The organism is Stenotrophomonas sp. ZAC14D1_NAIMI4_1 (genome assembly GCF_003086775.1).
In the GTDB taxonomy this organism is placed as follows: Bacteria; Pseudomonadota; Gammaproteobacteria; order Xanthomonadales; family Xanthomonadaceae; genus Stenotrophomonas.
In genome coordinates this window covers 555,014-573,237 of sequence record NZ_CP026001.1, presented here as the reverse complement: position 1 = coordinate 573,237, position 18,224 = coordinate 555,014, and the positions used below count along the sequence as shown (strand labels likewise).

10 protein-coding genes are annotated in these 18,224 nt (G+C 63.3%); all 10 read left to right on the top strand.

Features of this window, described 5'->3' with window-relative positions; translation table 11 throughout:
* Positions 1–53 precede the first annotated feature (53 nt).
* Positions 54–2,804 carry a type VI secretion system ATPase TssH gene (tssH, locus tag C1927_RS02530; protein ID WP_108745857.1) on the top strand — a complete coding sequence of 917 codons (2,751 nt, stop codon included), beginning with the start codon at positions 54–56 and terminating at the stop codon, positions 2,802–2,804.
* Positions 2,805–2,827: 23 nt separating this feature from the next.
* Positions 2,828–3,178 (top strand): hypothetical protein, encoded by a 351-nt coding sequence (locus C1927_RS02525; RefSeq protein WP_079222217.1) that lies wholly within the window; start codon positions 2,828–2,830, stop codon positions 3,176–3,178.
* Positions 3,179–3,297: 119 nt separating this feature from the next.
* On the top strand, positions 3,298–6,036 hold the full coding sequence (locus tag C1927_RS02520) for a type VI secretion system Vgr family protein (RefSeq protein ID WP_108745856.1): 2,739 nt from the start codon (positions 3,298–3,300) through the stop codon (positions 6,034–6,036).
* 4 nt (positions 6,037–6,040) lie between these two features.
* Complete coding sequence (locus C1927_RS02515) at positions 6,041–6,946, top strand: DUF4123 domain-containing protein (protein ID WP_079222215.1); 906 nt, start codon at positions 6,041–6,043, stop codon at positions 6,944–6,946.
* Positions 6,939–9,953 (top strand): T6SS effector BTH_I2691 family protein, encoded by a 3,015-nt coding sequence (locus C1927_RS02510; protein ID WP_108745855.1) that lies wholly within the window; start codon positions 6,939–6,941, stop codon positions 9,951–9,953. Before C1927_RS02515 ends, C1927_RS02510 begins: the two co-directional genes overlap by 8 nt.
* A complete protein-coding gene (locus tag C1927_RS02505) occupies positions 9,953–10,894 on the top strand; it encodes a DUF6708 domain-containing protein (RefSeq protein ID WP_079222213.1) in 942 nt (313 codons plus the stop codon). Before C1927_RS02510 ends, C1927_RS02505 begins: the two co-directional genes overlap by 1 nt.
* A 135-nt stretch (positions 10,895–11,029) precedes the next feature.
* Entirely contained in the window at positions 11,030–11,260 is a 231-nt protein-coding gene (locus C1927_RS02500) for a hypothetical protein (protein ID WP_159095285.1), read from the top strand.
* Between the two features lie 119 nt (positions 11,261–11,379).
* Positions 11,380–14,109: a type VI secretion system Vgr family protein gene (locus tag C1927_RS02495; protein ID WP_108745853.1), complete on the top strand. Its 2,730-nt coding sequence runs from the start codon at positions 11,380–11,382 to the stop codon at positions 14,107–14,109.
* Positions 14,090–15,010 (top strand): DUF4123 domain-containing protein, encoded by a 921-nt coding sequence (locus C1927_RS02490; RefSeq protein WP_108745852.1) that lies wholly within the window; start codon positions 14,090–14,092, stop codon positions 15,008–15,010. Before C1927_RS02495 ends, C1927_RS02490 begins: the two co-directional genes overlap by 20 nt.
* A gap of 10 nt (positions 15,011–15,020) precedes the next feature.
* A complete protein-coding gene (locus C1927_RS02485; protein WP_108745851.1) occupies positions 15,021–18,221 on the top strand; it encodes a toxin VasX in 3,201 nt (1,066 codons plus the stop codon).
* Positions 18,222–18,224: the final 3 nt, after the last annotated feature.

Genomic DNA, 18,224 nt, shown 5'->3' with positions numbered 1-18,224 from the left:
GCCGTCGCGCCGCCGGCCCCTGAACGGTTCCAGCAAGGAGTGCGCGTTTCCGCATGAGCATCAACCTCAAAACCCTGATCAGCAAGCTGGACGACACCTGCCGCCAGGCGGCCGAGCGGGCTGCGAACCTGTGCATGGCGCGCGGCAACTACGAGGTGGACCTGGAACATCTGTTCCTGGCGCTGCTCGAGCAGCCGCAAAGCGATTTCGTGTTGATCGCACGCCGCAGCGGCATCCTGCCCGAGTCGCTGGAGCGCGATCTCAACGACGAGATCAGCCAGTTCAAGAACGGGAACAGCCGCACGCCGGTGTTTTCCCAGCATATTCCCAAGCTGTTCGAGCATGCCTGGCTGATCGCATCGCTGGATTCGGAAACCACCCGCATCCGCAGCGGCCACCTGCTGCTGGCGCTGCTGACCGAGCCCGATCTGGCGCAGCTGGCCTACCGCGGCTCGAAGCTGTTCGTGCGCTTCAAGCGCGATGAGCTTAAGCACGACTTCGCCAAGCTGACCGAAGGTTCGCAGGAAGCCGTGCAGACGGTCCGCTTCGCCGACGCGTCGGCAACCGGCGAGCCGGCCGAAGGCGACGAGGTGGGGGCAGGGGAGGCCAAGGGCGGCCTGTCCAAGACTCCGGCGCTGGACCAGTTCACCACCAACCTGACCCAGCGCGCACGCGAGGGCAAGATCGACCCGGTGATCGGCCGCGACGGTGAGATCCGCCAGGTGGTGGACATCCTGATGCGCCGGCGCCAGAACAACCCGATCCTCACCGGCGAAGCCGGCGTCGGCAAGACCGCCGTGGTCGAGGGCCTGGCCAAGCGCATCGCCGACAAGGACGTGCCCGATGTCCTGCAGGGCGTCGAGCTGCACACCCTGGACATGGGCCTGCTGCAGGCCGGTGCCAGCGTCAAGGGCGAGTTCGAGAACCGCCTGAAGAACGTCATCGATGAGGTCAAGAAGAGCCCGCATCCGATCATCCTGTTCATCGACGAAGCGCACACGATGATCGGTGCCGGTGGCACGGCCGGCCAGAACGACGCGGCCAACCTGCTGAAGCCGGCACTGGCCCGCGGCGAGCTGCGCACCATCGCGGCCACCACCTGGAGCGAGTACAAGAAGTACTTCGAGAAGGATGCCGCCCTGGCGCGGCGCTTCCAGGTGGTCAAGGTGGAGGAACCCACCGAAGCACTGGCTGCCGCCATGCTGCGTGGCATGGTCGGGCTGATGGAGTCGCACTTCAACATCCGCGTGCTGGACGAAGCCGTGACCGAAGCCGTGCGCCTGTCGCACCGCTATATCAGCGGCCGCCAGCTGCCGGACAAGGCGGTCAGCGTGCTCGACACGGCCTGCGCCAAGGTGGCGCTGGGCCAGAGTGCCACGCCGGCCATCATCGAAGACACGCGCAAGCACCTGGATCGACTGCACGCAGAGATCAGCGCGCTGCAACGCGAATCCGCTGGCGGCAGCGACCATGGCGAGCGCCTGGCGGAACTGCATGTCCAGCAGAGTGAGGCGCAGGCGGTACTGGCCAGCAACGAAGAGCGCCTCGGCCGCGAACGCGACCTGGCCACGAAGATCGCCGCACTGCGCCAGCAGCTGGAGCAGGGCAGCCCGGAACCGGTCGAGCGCGATGGCGCTGCCGATGACGGCGACGGTGATGTCGCCGTCGCCAAGCCTGCCGCCAAGCGTGGCAAGGCGGCGCCCGTGCAGTCGCCGCAGCATGCCGAGCTGGCACGCCTGCAGGCCGAGCTGCGCGAGCTGCAGGGTGAGACCCCGATGGTGCCGTTGCAGGTGGATGGCACGGTGGTGGCCGAAATCGTCTCTGCCTGGACCGGCGTTCCGCTGGGCCGCATGGTGAAGGACGAGATCCGCACGGTACGCACGCTGGGCAACCTGCTGGTTGAACGCGTGATCGGCCAGGACCACGCGCTGGACGCCATCGCCCAGCGCGTGCGTACCGCCACGGCCCGGTTGGAAGACCCGAACAAGCCCCGCGGCGTGTTCATGTTTGTGGGTCCGTCCGGTGTCGGCAAGACCGAAACCGCACTGGCCCTGGCCGACATCCTGTACGGCGGCGAGCGCAAGCTGGTCACCATCAACATGAGCGAATACCAGGAAGCACACAGTGTGTCCGGCCTGAAGGGTTCGCCGCCGGGCTACGTCGGCTACGGCGAGGGTGGCGTGCTGACCGAGGCGGTGCGTCGCAACCCGTACAGCGTGGTGCTGCTCGACGAAGTCGAGAAGGCGCATCCGGACGTGCTGGAAATGTTCTTCCAGGTGTTCGACAAGGGCGTGATGGATGATGCCGAAGGGCGCGAGATCGACTTCCGCAACACGCTCATCATCCTCACCTCCAACATCGGTTCCTCGCAGATCATGCAGGCCTGCCTGAACAAGCCGGCCAAGGAAATCCCCGCAGCCGATGCGCTTGGCGAGGCCCTGCGCCCGGTGCTGATGCGTACCTTCAAGCCGGCCTTCCTCGGCCGCCTGAAGGTCGTGCCGTACTACCCCATCAACGATGACGTGCTGGTGCAGATCATCACGCTCAAGCTCGGTCGCATCCGCGACCGCGTCATCGCCAATCACAAGGCCACCTTCAGCTGGGACGACAGCCTGGTGGAGGCCGTGCTTGCACGTTGCACCGAAGTGGACTCGGGTGCGCGCAACGTTGACCACATCCTCAATGGAACCCTGCTGCCGGAGATCGCCGAAAGCGTGCTGGCAGCAATGGCCGAGGGGAACCGGATCAACGCCATCAAGGTCACCGCCGGCAAGAAGGGTGACTTCAAATACAAAGTGTCATGACACTGAGCAAAAGGAGAACGCTGATGGAATTCTTTGGATTTGACCGCGAAGCAGCCCTGAACCACTGCGACAGCCTGGAACTGGGCCTGGGTCGTGAGCTGGACCGCGTCCGTTCGTGGAACCGGCTGCGCCCGGAACACGTGATCGAACTGCTGGACACCGCCGTGCCGGCTGCCCGCCAGGACGCCCGCACCATCGCTGCCCAGATCAGCCGCGGTTCCTGGCGCATCCACATGGATGCCCCGGTCGTGGGCAAGCCGCAGCTGGTGAGCAATGCACGTGAAGTGCAGATCACCGCCGGTGGCCGCGACTATCGCCTGAAGATCAGCGAAGGCGTGCGCCTGCAGCTGGAAGAGATCGTCCAGGCGGCCTGATCGCCGTGTGCGCCTGCGGCCCGGGAGGGGCGCAGGCCACGCGGAAGCGGGAAGCGGAGGCAACCGATGCGTAAGTCGCATGCAGACCACCTTGAAAGTCGGGACGTCGGGGAAGCACCATGGAACTGGTAAACAGCCTGCGGGCGGCACTGGCCGGCCCGTCACACGCCCAGCGCTTCCTGCGACTGCATACGTCGCTGGGAAGCGATGTGCTGGTGGCCGAAACCCTCGATGGCGTCGAGCAGATCGACGGCATCGGCTTCCAGTGGACGATCACGGCGCTGTCGCTGGATGCGAGCCTGTCGCTGGCACCGCTGATCGGGCAGGGCGCGCTGCTGCAGCTGCAACAGGCCGATGGCAGCGTGCGGCCGCTGCATGGACGCATCACCGCCGCCGAGCGGCTGGGCAGCAACGGCGGTCTGGCGCGCTACCGGCTGCGCCTGCAGCCCTGGCTGGCCTTCCTGTCGCAGCGGGTTGACAGCTACGTCTTCCATGACAAGACCGTGGTCGAGATCGTCGAAGATCTCTTCGCCGATTACGGCACGTTGGCGCCGGCCTGGCGCTGGTCGCTGGGCGATGCCAGCCAGTACGCGCGGCGCAGCCTGACCACCCAGTACCAGGAAAGCGACCTGGCCTTCATCCAGCGCCTGCTGGCCGAAGAAGGCATCTATTACTGGTTCGAGCATGCCGGCGAGCCCGGCGGCGCGGACTTCGGCACGCATACGCTGGTGCTGGCCGACCACAGCCACGACACCGCCGAGCTGGGCGTGGTGCGTTTCCACCGCCGCGACGAGAGCGAGCGCAGCGACAGCGTGCAGCAATGGTCCACGGCCAACCGCTGGCGGCCGGGCAAGGTCGAGCGTGCCACTTGGGATTACCGCACCCTGGAACGCCGCCAGGCCAGTGCCGAGGCCGGGCAGGGCAACGACCTGGGCATCGTTGATCGTGATACCTGCGGTCCGTACGGCTGGCAGGACAATGCCCGCGGCCAGCGCCGCGCACAGCAGCACCTGGATGCACTGCGCGTGCGCGCGCAGACCATCGACGGCGCCGGCCAGTGGCGTGCTCTGGCGCCCGGCGCACGATTCGGCCTGTCGCAGCACCCGCAGGTAGGCGAGGACGCCCGTTTCCTGTGCCTGTCGGTGCGGCACCAGGCGCGCAACAACCTCGACGCCGAGGTGTTTGATGCGCTGGAGAAGACCTTGCGCCCGGCCAGCGTCGCGGCCCCGGCACTGCCCGGCGCACTGTCCGGGCTGGCCTATGGCGATGCACCCGGCGAGGTGTCCACCGCCTTCTACGACAACCGCTTCGTGGCCATTCCGTCTGAGGTGGTCTATCGCCCGCAGACCGAGGATGGCCACGGCGCGCACCTGCATCCGCGGCCGACGATCACCGGCACGCTCAGCGCGATCGTGGTCAGCGATGGCGACCCGCTGCTGTCCGACCGCGATCACCGCATCAAGGTGCAGTTTCCGTGGCAGCGCGGTGGCAACGCCAGCAACGGCCTGGTCCACCCCGGTGGCGACGACAACGCCCCGGCCAACGGCGGCGCCTGGACCTGGGTGCGGGTGATGACCCCGTGGGCCGGCGACAACTGGGGCGGCGTGGTGCTGCCACGGCGCGGGCAGGAAGTGCTGGTGGCGTTCCTGGAAGGCGACATCGATCGCCCGGTGGTGGTCGGCGCGGTCTACAACGGCCGTGGCCAGCAGAATGCGCAGCACAACCAGATCAACGGCGGTGGCGGCAACGCCACCGGCAACGCGGCGGCGTGGTTCGAGGGCAATGACCACGCGGCGGTGTATACCGGCTTCAAGAGCCAGGCGCTGGCTGACAGCCAGGGCGGCACCGGAGGCTACCAGCAGCTGCGGTTCGACGACACGCCCGGGCAGGGCCGTGCCCAGCTGTCCACCACCCAGCACGAAACCACGCTGACGCTGGGCCACCTGAAGGGCGGCCAGGACAACGTGCGCGACGGCGAGCGCGGCTTTGGCGTGGAGCTGGCCACGCAGGCACAGGGCGCACTGCGCGCTGGCCGCGGCCTGCTGCTGACCACCGAGCAGGGCACGCCGCAGATGGCCGCGCCGCAGGCGCTGGCGCAGCTGCAGGAAGGACAGCAGCTGCTGCAGCAGCTGGCCGAATCGGCGGCCAACCAGCAGGCGCAGTTGCCGAGCGACCCGGCCGAACTGCCCGCGGACACCACGCTGGGCGAGCTGCAGGACCACCTGCGTGCGACCCACAGCGGCAGCACGGCCGGCAGCATCACCGGGGGTGATGGCGAAGCACCCGGCTGGAGCGCCCCGATTCTGCTGGGCAGTGGCGTGGCCGGCGTACTGAGCCTGACCCCGGCCGACCAGGTCTGGGTGAGCGGCACGCACACCACCCTGGCCAGCGGCGTGGCGCTGAACTGGATGACGCAGGGATCGCTGACGCTGGCGGTTGCCGGCGGCCTGGTGCTGTACACCGCCGGTGTGCAGCCCAGCGGCGAGAGCCCGAACCAGGAACGCGGCATCGCACTGCACGCCGCGCAGGGCAAGGTGAGCGCACGCGCGCACAAGAACCAGGCGATCGTGGCAGCCAAGACCCAGGTGCGCATTGCCAGCACCGAAGCAGACGTGATGCTGTCGGCGCCGAGCAAGCACCTGCTGGCGACGGCGGCGGGGGCCTACATCCGGATCGAGGGCGACAACATCGAGCTGGGCGCGCCGGGGAAGGTGGAGTTCAAGGCGAGCCAGCGGGAGTGGGTGGGACCAGCGAGTGTGCCGGGGGAAGCGAAGTCCAACGATGGCAAGCTTGCTCTGTGTCCGACCAAGGCGGCCAACGCGGAACGCGCGGGCGCAGCCGTTGTGCCAGTGAGCTGATGCCATGGGTTTCTCACATAGGCAGATCCTTGAGTATCCCATTGCCATCATCAGCGAATCGGTGCTGGATCTCGTCCCGTTGCTGAGCTCATTCCGGACGCTCAGCCTGGAGCCCCAGGCTGTCGCCTTGCCGGCGGGGACGTGTCCGCACCTGGTCTTGCTTGATGGAGCCAGTCCGGATCTGCGAGTGGCGCTGCTTGATGAGCTCGAAAGCACCTATGTGACAGGTGAACCGCGCGGTCTTCTGGCACTGCTTGGAAGCAATGCCCCGGTTGATCAGGTTGCCAGCCACCTTCGCTCGATGATGTTCCGGCGGAAGCCGGGCAGTGACCGGTACTGGATCAGACTCCATGATCCCCGCGTCTTCATGCACCTTCCGCGGATTCTTTCGCCTGCCCAGCTGCACGGCTTGATGGGGTCGATCGATGTGTGGTGCTGGCGGGATCTCGATCTCGGCACCTGGACGTGTACGGCGCGGCCGGCAGAGGACAAACCGCACGACGAATCCTGGAGCGAGTCGCAATGGGATGCGGTCTTCAGAGTCGAGCTGGTCAACCGGACTGCTCGCGAGATCGCCAGGCTCGCACCGGGCACGCTGGCGTCCTCCGCTCTCCATGAGCGCATCGATGCGGCGCTGCGTCGGGCGATCGAGCAGGAAGGAATGGTTTCGACGGAGGACCAGCAGGCATTTGCCGTCGACGCGGTTCTCCATGGCGATGCCTTGTTCCTGCATCCAGTCATGAAGCGGTGTCTCAGCGACATGCGGCAGAGCGGAGGAACCTATCTGGGTGCAACTGCCGACCTGGATCTTGAAGCACTGACCCGTAGCATGGAAACGGCGGACCAGGCTGCGCCGGAATCCGCGCGGCGATGGCCGGAAAACGAAATCACAGGAGTGGGAAATGTCTGAGTTCAAGCCAGGTTGGTATGTGGTTTCCGAACCCGATGGCGAGGGACGAACCTCGCTCAAGTACTTTGCCGAGCGGAATTTGGTCACCTGTGAGTGCTACAGCACCAGCGACGGTCGACAGATCTATGTGTGGGGCAATCGAGAGCGCCCCGCGGGAAAGAAGGAAGCCTGGAAGGCCACCTACAGGTTCGTAGCGACGGACCAGGGCGGCCAGTGGGACAACGAGAAGACAGCTGCGACCAAGCGTGAGGCCGGCGCCGGCAGCACTGCAAAGGTGCTTTCTCCCTGCGAGGATCTCACCAAGCACTGTCCTGCCTGTGATCGCAAGGGCCTCCTGTTGATGCCGTTGCGCTATGCCGTCGCCAGAACGGATGTCAATGCGTGGGCGCAGGCGCCGCAGCTTGCAGGCAGTTTCGCTGGTGGGGGAAGTGCCGTGCAGCTGCCTCGTGCGCTCGCACAGTACACCCTGCGCACAGTGCGGGAAGGGTATGTGTATGTCTTCAATGAGCATCTTGGCGCGAGGGGCTGGAAGGCCTATCTGGCAGACGCCAAGGGCTATCTGACGGAATTCGACATCCACAGTTCCCAGCCGCCAAGCCTGGAGGACCTGGACAATGCTCCCTGCGGTCGTCGGGCAACCTCGGAGATGGCGCGGTGCGTTCCCATTCCCGATGCGCACATCCCAGGCAGGGTCGGCAATGTGTGGATGGCGTTCTGCGATACGCCATGGACAGCTGCCGTACTGAAAGAGCACATGGACAAGCCTGCGGTGCGGCAGGCGAACATGCGCAAGTTCGACGGTGCGGCCTGGTGCCAGTCCAAGGGCGAAGCGGAGCAGCCGCATGCAGGCGCGTTGGCCGCGCATCACGCGGAGGTGGCGGAGTTCAAGGTTGGCGGTGATCTGTTTGAACGGATGATGCAGCCGATCCGTTTCGCATGGCCGTTGGGGCTTGATGCCGGCCAGCAGAGCTCGTCACCAGCGTTTGCCGATTCCCTGAGTCCATTCAACAGTGCGGTTGGGCAGGTTCCACAGTTGCTTGAGGCAGCAAGGCAGGCTGGCAAGGACATCAAGGTGGCGATGGTCGCGCTTGACGATCCGATCGGGATTGCGATGGATCTGAACTCCCAGATCATCCGTCGTACCCATGCATGGACAAACGAGCCCTTGCGTCGTTGGAAGCGGGAGAGCGCGCAGGCGATCGATGCCATTGCCATGGCGGTGCGGCACAATGCAGTGCAGCGAACCAGTGAAACGCGTTCCACGGTTGCCGGTATCTTCGGCACCCTGTTCCCAGCGCACTCCAGTGGTGCCTACCGGGGGCGCAATGCCGGCGAGAAGATGGAGTATGCGGGCTACATCACCGAGGAAGAGGCTGACCGTCTCGGAACCGATGCCTGGCAGAGCGATCACATCGATCTGTTCGACAACACCAAGAAGAAGCAATACATCGAGGTCGAGTACCCGGCTGAACTGTCTGCCTTCGAGAAGGCAACGGTCGAGCCGCTCGATGTTGCATACCTGGCGTGGATGGGCTCTGACGCGTACAGAAATCACTTCATTCACAATTTCGACAAGCGAAACATAGACAGCGGTATCGCCTATGTGCACAAGGCAATGCTAGTGATCACCGACGCCACGGCCAGGGCGAGTGTCATGCGCTTCCTCATGGACCGTCTCGGAGAGGATCCCGAGAAGCCGGGATCCGTAGAGGTCCGTGCCCTGGCGGCGAACCAGGAAGAGATCATCAAGGGCTGGGCCGCGGCCATGAAGGATGGTGCCATCAACAAGGACGGCACCAGTTGGGCGGATGCGTCTGAGAAGATCTGGGGTGTATTCAATACCGTACTGACCAGCGACGGCTACAAGTCTGCAATGGCGGGCGGTCCGGCGCCTGTTGGCGGGAAGTGGATGCAGGTGGCCATGCATGCCATTGCAAAGTATGCGTATCAGATCAGTGGACCCGTTGTTTCAAGACTGAGTGGGCTTGGAGACGGTGCGATTGGCTGGATGGCTGCAAAGCTGCCTGAACGACGCGTCATCTCACTGCTCGGAGCCCTTGCAAAGACAGAAGATCCAAACACAAGACTGAGACTGATCGATCTGCGCACAGAGGCAACGCGAAAGCAGGCTACAAGAATGGTGGCCTCGGCACTGGCGAGCATCTCTGGCGGGAACTCGCATCAGTACCGTAGTGCAGTGCGCGCATCGCTGGACAACATGGAGGACGCCCGAGGCCGACGCTACCCCTATCAGGCCTTCTTGATCGTGGATGAAAGCGAGGCGCAGAGGCTGGTGCAGATGCGGGGCGCTCAGCGCGATCTGCATATTTCCCAGTCCGTCATCGTCCGGCACGAAGAGTTCGACGCCCTGTTGCAGCGCAATGTCAGGCGCGTTTTCGATCTCGATTTCAAGGTGGGCGTCGTCTCCAACATCTTCACCGCGTTCAGTCTTGGACGAGCGTGGGACGAGATGAGGAAGGCGAAGGCCGAAGAGAAGGACGTGAAGATAACCAACTTCGCAGGTGGCGTCGCTGGCCTGACGGGCGGTTTGATGGAGCTGAGTGCGGGCGTCGCCAAGAAGCATCCGTGGTGGGCTGGCAGCCACGGCATAAGGCTGCGGGCACTTTCGGGCCAGTTGAGCAGCAGGGCGGGATTGTTGGGCGGCATCGGCAAGTTCCTTGGTGCCGCCGCGGGATTGATCGGAGGTACGCTGAGCATCATTGATGGCTACCAGGACATCGGCCTTTCGCGTGGCTATGGCATCTGCATGATCGTCCTCGGCCTGGCAAGCATCATCGCTGCGATCCTGCTGTTCACCACGTTCGCTTTCGTTGGCTTGATCATCGGCCTGGTGGTCGCGATCATCACTTTGATCGTTGCCTACTTCAAACCGACGAAGATCCAGAAGTGGCTGGATGCCTCCTATTTCGGAAAGCACAAGAGCCGGAAATTCGATACGCTTCAGGATGAGATGAGTGGCCTGCAGGCTTTGGGTGAGGAGGATTGATGTATACCGGTTGGATGCGCGAGTTTCCCGAAGGTGGTTTCCTTTCGCCCCAGGAGAATGCCTCGCGCTTCAGTCCCAAGGTCGAGCAGGACGTCGCTCCCGACGAGAGAGCTTCGCTGGTTCACTTCAATTCGACATACGTCGACCTGATTGATCGGCGCTTCAGGCTGCGGGGCATGGTGTCCACCACCATGGTCCTGCTTGGAACCATCGGGCTGTTCCTGCTCGGCTTCTTCCTCCTGTTCACCCTGGTGATTCCGAATCTGGAAGGCGACTTCTGGGACTGGGTCATGTATGCCATGGTTGCAGTGTGCGTTGTTGGCGCTCCTGTACTGTTCTGGCACACGACACTCAAGTACGAGTTCTTCACGTACGTCTGGTATCCGACGCGATTCAATCGCCGTAACCGGATGGTCTACTTCTTCACCGGAGGCAAGGAAGGGGCAGTCCGGGTGCCGTGGGATGACGCGGTGTTCTACATCGGTCGGGGAACCACCCAGGACTTCCTGCGCGACCTGCGCTGCAGCATCGTTGACGACCGGGTGGTCAAGCGCACCTTCGCCGTCGGGCACTACTTCGATGACGAGCAGAAGATCAAGGGAATCTGGGAGTTCGTCAGGCGCTACATGGAGAATGGACCGGAGGCCGTGGTCGACAGCATCGACGACCGGCAGATGAACCTCTCGGTGAAGCCGTCCTGGCGCAACTGCTATCTGTTCGTGGTTGCCAGCCTGGGGCCCGCCATGCTGGGTGCCCGATTCGTGTTGATGCCGCTGCTGTTGCCTCTCGTTCTGTGCCGCTGGCTGGTCCTGAAATCCTGCCGTATGCCAGTGTGGCCGCAGTGGGTAGAGGACGAATGCGCGATCGATGCCAATGACCCTCTGAGACTGGTCGAGCCGGAGGTCATGGCGCAGTTCGAGCCAGACCGTCGGCCGGTCTGATCTGAAGGGTGGCGCTTGGGTGAACAGCGCTGGGCAAGCAGTGCGGCATGAGGCTCACATCAGCCGTGTCGAGGAGCCAGTTCGCCGGCTGACTCGTGGCGGCCCTGCGCCCAAGGCGGCGTCCTCGACGTCCGCTTGCTGGCAGCAATGGCCGAGGGGAGCCGGATCAACGCCATCAAAGTCACCGCCGGCAAGAAGGGTGGCTTCAAAAGTGTCATGACACTGAGCGAAAGGAGAACGCTGGTGGAATTCTTTGGACTTGACTGCGAAGTAGCCCTTGACCGCTGCGACAGCCTGAAACTGGGCCTGGGTCGTGAGCTCGACCGCGTCCGTTCGTGGAACGGGCTCCGTCCGGAAGCGGCCTGATGGCCGTGTGCGCCTGCGGCCCGGGAGGGGCGTAGGCCACGCGGAAGCGGGAAGCGGAGGCTGCCGATGCGTACGTCGCATGCAGACCACCTTGAAATTCAGGACGTCGGGAAAACACCATGGAACTGGTAAACAGCCTGCGGGCGGCACTGGCCGGCCCGTCACACGCGCAGCGCTTCCTGCGACTGCATACGTCGCTGGGAAGCGATGTACTGGTGACCGAAACCCTCGATGGCGTCGAGCAGATCGACGGCATCGGCTTCCAGTGGACGATCACGGCGCTGTCGCTGGATGCGAGCCTGGCACTGGCACCGCTGATCGGGCAGGGCGCGCTGCTGCAGCTGCAACAGGCCGACGGCAGCGTGCGGCCGCTGCATGGACGCATCACCGCCGCCGAGCGGCTGGGCAGCAATGGCGGCCTGGCGCGCTACCGGCTGCGCCTGCAGCCCTGGCTGGCCTTCCTGTCGCAGCGGGTGGACAGCTACGTCTTCCATGACAAGACCGTGGTCGAGATCGTAGAGGACCTGTTCGCCGATTACGGCGCGTTGGCGCCGGCCTGGCGCTGGTCGCTGGGCGATGCCAGCCAGTACGCGCGGCGCAGCCTGACCACCCAGTACCAGGAAAGCGACCTGGCCTTCATCCAGCGCCTGCTGGCCGAAGAAGGCATCTATTACTGGTTCGAGCATGCCGGCGAGCCCGGCGGCGCGGACTTTGGTACGCACACGCTGGTGCTGGCCGACCACAGCCACGACACCGCCGAGCTGGGCGTGGTGCGTTTCCACCGCCGCGACGAGAGCGAGCGCAGCGACAGCGTGCAGCAATGGTCCACCGCCAACCGCTGGCGGCCGGGCAAGGTCGAGCGTGCCACCTGGGATTACCGCACCCTGGAGCGCCGTCAGGCCAGTGCCGAGGCCGGGCAGCGCAACGACCTGGGCATCATCGACCGTGATACCTGCGGTCCTTACGGCTGGCAGGACAATGCCCGCGGCCAGCGCCGCGCACAGCAGCACCTGGATGCACTGCGCGTGCGCGCGCAGACCATCGACGGCGCCGGCCAGTGGCGCGTGCTGGCGCCCGGCGCACGATTCGGGCTGTCGCAGCACCCGCAGGTGGGTGAGGACGCCCGTTTCCTGTGCCTGTCGGTGCGGCACCAGGCGCGCAACAACCTCGATGCCGAGGTGTTTGATGCGCTGGAGAAGACCCTGGGCCCGGCCAGCGTCGCGGCTCCGGCACTGCCCGGCGCACTGTCCGGGCTGGCCTATGGCGATGCCCCCGGCGAGGTGTCCACCGCCTTCTACGACAACCGCTTCGTGGCCATTCCGGCTGAGGTGGTCTATCGCCCGCAGACCGAGGATGGCCACGGCGCGCACCTGCATCCGCGGCCGACGATCACCGGCACGCTCAGCGCGATCGTGGTCAGCGATGGCGATCCGCTGCTGTCCGACCGCGATCACCGCATCAAGGTGCAGTTTCCGTGGCAGCGCGGCGGCAACGCCAGCAACGGTTTGGCCCACCCGGGTGGGGACGACAACGCCCCGGCCAACGGCGGTGCCTGGACCTGGGTGCGGGTGATGACCCCGTGGGCCGGCGACAACTGGGGCGGCGTGGTGCTGCCACGGCGCGGGCAGGAAGTGCTGGTGGCGTTCCTGGAAGGCGACATTGATCGCCCGGTGGTGGTCGGTGCGGTCTACAACGGCCGTGGCCAGCAGGATGCGCAGCACAACCAGATCAACGGCGGTGGCGGCAACGCCACCGGCAACGCGGCGGCGTGGTTCGAGGGCAATGACCACGCGGCGGTGTATACCGGCTTCAAGAGCCAGGCGCTGGCTGACAGCCAGGGCGGCACCGGCGGCTACCAGCAGCTGCGCTTCGACGACACGCCCGGGCAGGGCCGCGCCCAGCTGTCCACCACCCAGCACGAGACCACGCTGACGCTGGGCCACCTGAAGGGCGGCCAGGACAACGTGCGCGACGGTGAGCGTGGCTTTGGCGTGGAGCTGGCCACGCAGGCACAGGGCGCACTGCGCGCTGGCCGCGGCCTGCTGCTGACCACCGAGCAGGGCACGCCGCAGATGGCCGCGCCGCAGGCGCTGGCGCAGCTGCAGGAAGGGCAGCAGCTGCTGCAGCAGCTGGCCGAATCGGCGGCCAACCAGCAGGCGCAGCTGCCGAGCGACCCGGCCGAGCTGCCCGCGGACACCACGCTGGGCGAGCTGCAGGAACACCTGCGTGCGACCCACAGCGGCAGCACGGCCGGCAGCATCACCGGGGGCGATGGCGAAGCGCCGGGCTGGAGCGCCCCGATTCTGCTGGGCAGTGGCGTGGCCGGCGTGCTGAGCCTGACCCCGGCCGACCAGGTCTGGGTGAGCGGAACGCACACCACCCTGGCCAGCGGCGTGGCGCTGAACTGGATGACGCAGGGCTCGCTGACGCTGGCGGTTGCCGGCGGCCTGGTGCTGTACACCGCCGGTGTGCAGCCCAGCGGCGAGAGCCCGAACCAGGAACGCGGCATCGCACTGCACGCCGCGCAGGGCAAGGTGAGCGCACGCGCGCACAAGAACCAGGCGATCGTGGCGGCCAAGACCCAGGTGCGCATTGCCAGCACGGAAGCAGACGTGATGTTGTCGGCGCCGAGCAAGCACCTGCTGGCGACGGCGGCGGGGGCCTACCTCCGGATCGAGGGCGACAACATCGAGCTGGGCGCGCCGGGGAAGGTGGAGTTCAAGGCGAGCCAGCGGGAGTGGGTGGGGCCGGCGAGTGTGGCGGGGGAAGGGAAGGTGCCCTCGGGTGCATTCAGAGGATGCGATTACAAAAACCAGGCTGCTGCGGCGGATGGAGCAGCAATTGTCTAATGCAAGCGATGTGGCGCTGGAGATCATCGCCGACGCGATCCGCGATGTCGACGGCGCGAGACGTTGGAATTTCCATCTCTTGATCGATCCAACTCTAGTGGACCCGCTACCGGAGCTGGAGTGCGGCGAGAGGCGGCGGACCAGAGTACCTATCGATCCAACATTGATCAGCGAAGCTCACTGCCCCTATCTGGTTCCTGTCCGCGAAGTCGGGCGGGATCCATTGATTGACGCTGCACTTGCCCGCGCGATGCGCGAAGTAGAGGGGGATTCATCACTTCCTGCTGGAGCGCGATCTGTCTGTGCTTTCATAGCGGGTAAGGCTTCCGCTATCGAGATGGCGAGACGTCTCGCTCGTAGTGCAATTACATATTCTGACGGCGAACGAAAATTATTCCGTTTTTGGGACCCGAGGGTCATGGACCTGCTGCGCCAGTTCATAAGTTCTGATGAGATCAGTCATCTGATTCTCCCGGCCGAGCGGTGGTGCTGGATTGCCCGGGGTGGCAGGGCTGAAGTGCTTGTATTGGATGAGGTGCTGCGAGAGACGATGGGTCGCGATGCTTTAGACACACGTCGGTTCAAGCACTTTGGGCGTATCAACAAAGTGTTAGATGCTCTTGATCTTGATCCGACGTCCTATCGAAACATTGATTGCACCAGGATCGATCGCGATATCCGGGATGGTGAGCGACGCTGGAAGCTGCAGAGTGACTACGAGATGGTCAGTTATGCACTTCACAGTTACCTCGTTGGTAAAAACTTCGATAATGACATTGAAGTGAAGCGGCACATGGAAGCTGCGGTTCAAATTGGAAATTCGCCGGTCATGGCGCTTGAGTCGCTGGATGAGCAGTTCTGGATGGCCATTGCGGAGCGCAAAGGTCATCAAGGGCACTAAGGAGCAGAATATGGCAGACACCGGAATCGTCGGCGCGCGCACCAAAGCCAAGGCAAAGACCCACCAGGCGACGGGAGACAAGTGCCCCAATTGCGTGAAGCAGGGGTTGGCGATCCTGCCGGTCACCTATACCGCACTACCGGTAGGAATGAGGCCGTTTGGTCCCTTCGGTGGCGCCGCGCTAGGTATGTCTCCGGAGCTGGCGCGCGGCTTGACGGCCTTGGACAATGGCTTCTCTGGCCAGGAGGAGGTGAAGCAGCATTGGTACGTGATGAGGGCGCTGCCGCCAGGCTTCTTGTATGTTCTAAAGGTCGATGGATCCTGGGACGCCTATGAGGTCAATAAGCTCGGCCTGCTGCGACGATTCCCCGTTGATCTCCTGCCACAGAAGCCTGGGCCGGAGGCTGCGTGCTCAAGGGCGGAGCACAATGCACACGCCCTTCAGGCGATAGTGCTCGACCCTAAGAAGGATGAAAAGGTTTGGATCGCATACAGCCGCTATCGTTGGACCAGTGGAGTTCTTGCAGGCTACGCGAAGGATGAAGATGGCCGTCGGTCCAAGCGGATGCACGAGCTTGACGTTGTGACTGCAGCATCCGCCCAGCTGCTTGGTGCAGGAAGCAGCATTCCGTTTGCAATGCAGTTGCCAGAGCGTTTGGACGGGTACGTATCTGATTACGCGCCTGCCGTAGTGCGGAACCGCATCAACGAACATCTTCTGGAGCCGCTCTATGAGCGCGGGCTTTCAGGCGAGCTTCTGATGCTTGATTCCAAGTCACCATTCTTTGTCAAGTCGACAGTTGATCAAATTTCGCAGGAAGTTCCAAGAAAGACGGGGATTCTGCTTGTTCTTCCAGACGCGGTGGGCGTGACTGCTCAGATTAATCACAATCGCAACCGCGCGTCCGCCCTTGCTGCCGATGCGTCTGGAATGGTTGATCCAGAGAAGGCGCGACGACGCGTTGTATCAGAGATGATCGAGGGGATTAGAGCCAGCGCGGAAGCGAATCCAGGTCCGTGGTGGAACAAGAACTACGGGCCGGAACGCTATCTAAAACATATCGACGAGGCAAAGTGGCGAGAGGCGTTGGCAACCTCGGAGGAGTTTAAGAGGTACATCGAACAAACGAAGAGCATAGGTGCCGACTTCTGCGTCTGGAAGGAGTCTGCGGCCTGGGATGCTCAACAACGCTATGACTTCGATCATCAAGATCATCAGAGTGCATTGGACTTCGAGTCGATGGTTGTTCAGTGCGTTGCTGGGTCCGGTGTCGATGAGAACGAAAGAAAGACCGTCTGGGAACCTGTGTTAGACCTCCCTGACTCTGATCCAGGCAATTGGTTTTCCAAGGCGCTGGCCGCCTCCGATGAGGGCGCGCTGAAGCTGATGGAAAGCGCTCCGCCGACCTTCAAGGACAAGCTGGATTCAGTTAGCCTCGGGAAATCCATTGCGTCCGAGCTGTTGATTGGAAGCGGAGCCATCGAACGATTAAATGCCATCCGGAGATCCATTCGTATCCAGCGAGCAGCAAATCAGGCAACCGCTTCCCTTATCGCGACTGCGACTGGCGTTATGGGGAGGCTTCAACAGAGTCGGCCCGACCAGTTCGCCATGCTTTTGCGAAGAGTCACAATCGCAGGTCTGGTTAGAGATGACTTGGTCATTGTACCCGAAGTGCACCGCACCACCTGGCAGCGGATTTCTCAATGGATGATGGAAGTGGCAACTGGCCCTGCAAGAATTGATTCCAGAGCCGCAGCAAGCGTGGGTCCGATGGTCGATGGCATGGAGTACATGAGGACTCGCGGCAACTTCCGTCAACAGGGATGGGTGCTTTCTGAGGCGGTGAACGGTGCGGTTCTATTTTCTGAGCCACGTACGCAGGACGAGATGGCGGAAGTCGCTTTGTGGATAGTTCGTAAGGTGCAGACCGGCGAGCAATTGAATGAGGCTGCTTTGCGGCGTTTGGGGCTGGACGCTATTGAAACAAGAATTCCTTCGACGGAGGTTCCTGAGAATCCCTTGCTGAGGAGTCATCTGGGGAGAATCGCTGCAGGCGCGGATGCAATGATGAGCTCGGCTGTTCTTCTCTTCCAAGCCACGTCGATCTGGGGGGCGGTATCTGAATTCAAGAAGGGAAACAATAGGGCTGAAAATGGAGTGAAGCTCTTCGCGGCGGGACTCGCGGCAGTGAGCGCAGGTCTGGAGCTGCGGGTTGCTGTCCAGGTGCTTGTCGCTCGAACCTCCGCAACAGAGCTGGTGCCGGTGAGTGCTTTTGCCGCAAAGCTTGGGTTGTACGCGGGTGTAGCGGATGGTCTCTTCACCGTGTATCAAGGTGCACAGAAGGTTGCAAAAGGTGATTCGGATTCCGGTTGGTGGACAGTTGGTTCTGGTGCGGCTGCCATCGCTGGTTCGGTCGCCGCGTTCGGCTTTACTACTGCCGCACTTGGGGCGACTGCGGGTGGCGCGGCGTCCGCAACGGTTCTTGGGATAACGCTTGGACCAGTGGGCTGGTTGCTCATTGCCGTTGCAGCTTTGGGGCTTGCGGTATACATGGCAATCCAGGCGTTCGGAACTGCTGACGATGAGCTTTCTCCAGTTGAGTTCTGGCTGGACAATGGTGTTTTTGGGCGTCGTAGAAGGATCTCGGGTGACATCGTCAAAAAGAATCCCTTCGCGACGGCGAGCGGAGAGAGTGTCGCGGCATTCTCAGGACTTGAAGATGAGGTGTATCAGTTCCAGCGCGTGACCCTGGTTGCAGCGGCAGATCTGAGTCCGATTGCCAACGGCAATGCGACACTTGGAGTCTACGAAATCGCTCTTCCTAGATATGCGAAGGGTGCTGCGCTCTCGGTTACGTTCTTTGGCTTTACTGAAGATGGCAAGAAGGTAGTAGTTTCATCTTTTGATTTGCTGGATGGCGAGCCCCGTGCGCGGAACTTCAAGAGAGGAATCAGGCTCACCGGGGGTGAAGGTCAGCCCGATGTTGAAGTGGATGAGACTGGTGCTGCCGTAGTCAAGGGGAGACTTGGATCTGGTCGGGGTATGACAGTGGGAATGATGAACACAATCGGGCGATGGTTCGACGACAAGGCTGAGCGGTATACGGAGGTGGTCGGCTTCGGAATGAAGATTGTATATTTCCCGGATAGAATCGCCATTCCTTCCTTGTCGACTAATCTCGAATTCCCCACAGCCAAGAAGAATTAGTTC

Excerpts from the sequence above, each read along its gene's own strand:
- C1927_RS02525 (WP_079222217.1), top strand. The coding sequence starts at position 2,828 with ATGGAATTCTTTGGATTTGACCGCGAAGCAGCCCTGAACCACTGCGAC.
- C1927_RS02515 (WP_079222215.1), top strand. The coding sequence starts at position 6,041 with ATGGGTTTCTCACATAGGCAGATCCTTGAGTATCCCATTGCCATCATC.
- C1927_RS02490 (WP_108745852.1), top strand. The coding sequence starts at position 14,090 with ATGGAGCAGCAATTGTCTAATGCAAGCGATGTGGCGCTGGAGATCATC.
- C1927_RS02510 (WP_108745855.1), top strand. The coding sequence starts at position 6,939 with ATGTCTGAGTTCAAGCCAGGTTGGTATGTGGTTTCCGAACCCGATGGC.
- C1927_RS02505 (WP_079222213.1), top strand. The coding sequence starts at position 9,953 with ATGTATACCGGTTGGATGCGCGAGTTTCCCGAAGGTGGTTTCCTTTCG.
- C1927_RS02485 (WP_108745851.1), top strand. The coding sequence starts at position 15,021 with ATGGCAGACACCGGAATCGTCGGCGCGCGCACCAAAGCCAAGGCAAAG.
- C1927_RS02520 (WP_108745856.1), top strand. The coding sequence starts at position 3,298 with ATGGAACTGGTAAACAGCCTGCGGGCGGCACTGGCCGGCCCGTCACAC.
- tssH (WP_108745857.1), top strand. The coding sequence starts at position 54 with ATGAGCATCAACCTCAAAACCCTGATCAGCAAGCTGGACGACACCTGC.
- C1927_RS02495 (WP_108745853.1), top strand. The coding sequence starts at position 11,380 with ATGGAACTGGTAAACAGCCTGCGGGCGGCACTGGCCGGCCCGTCACAC.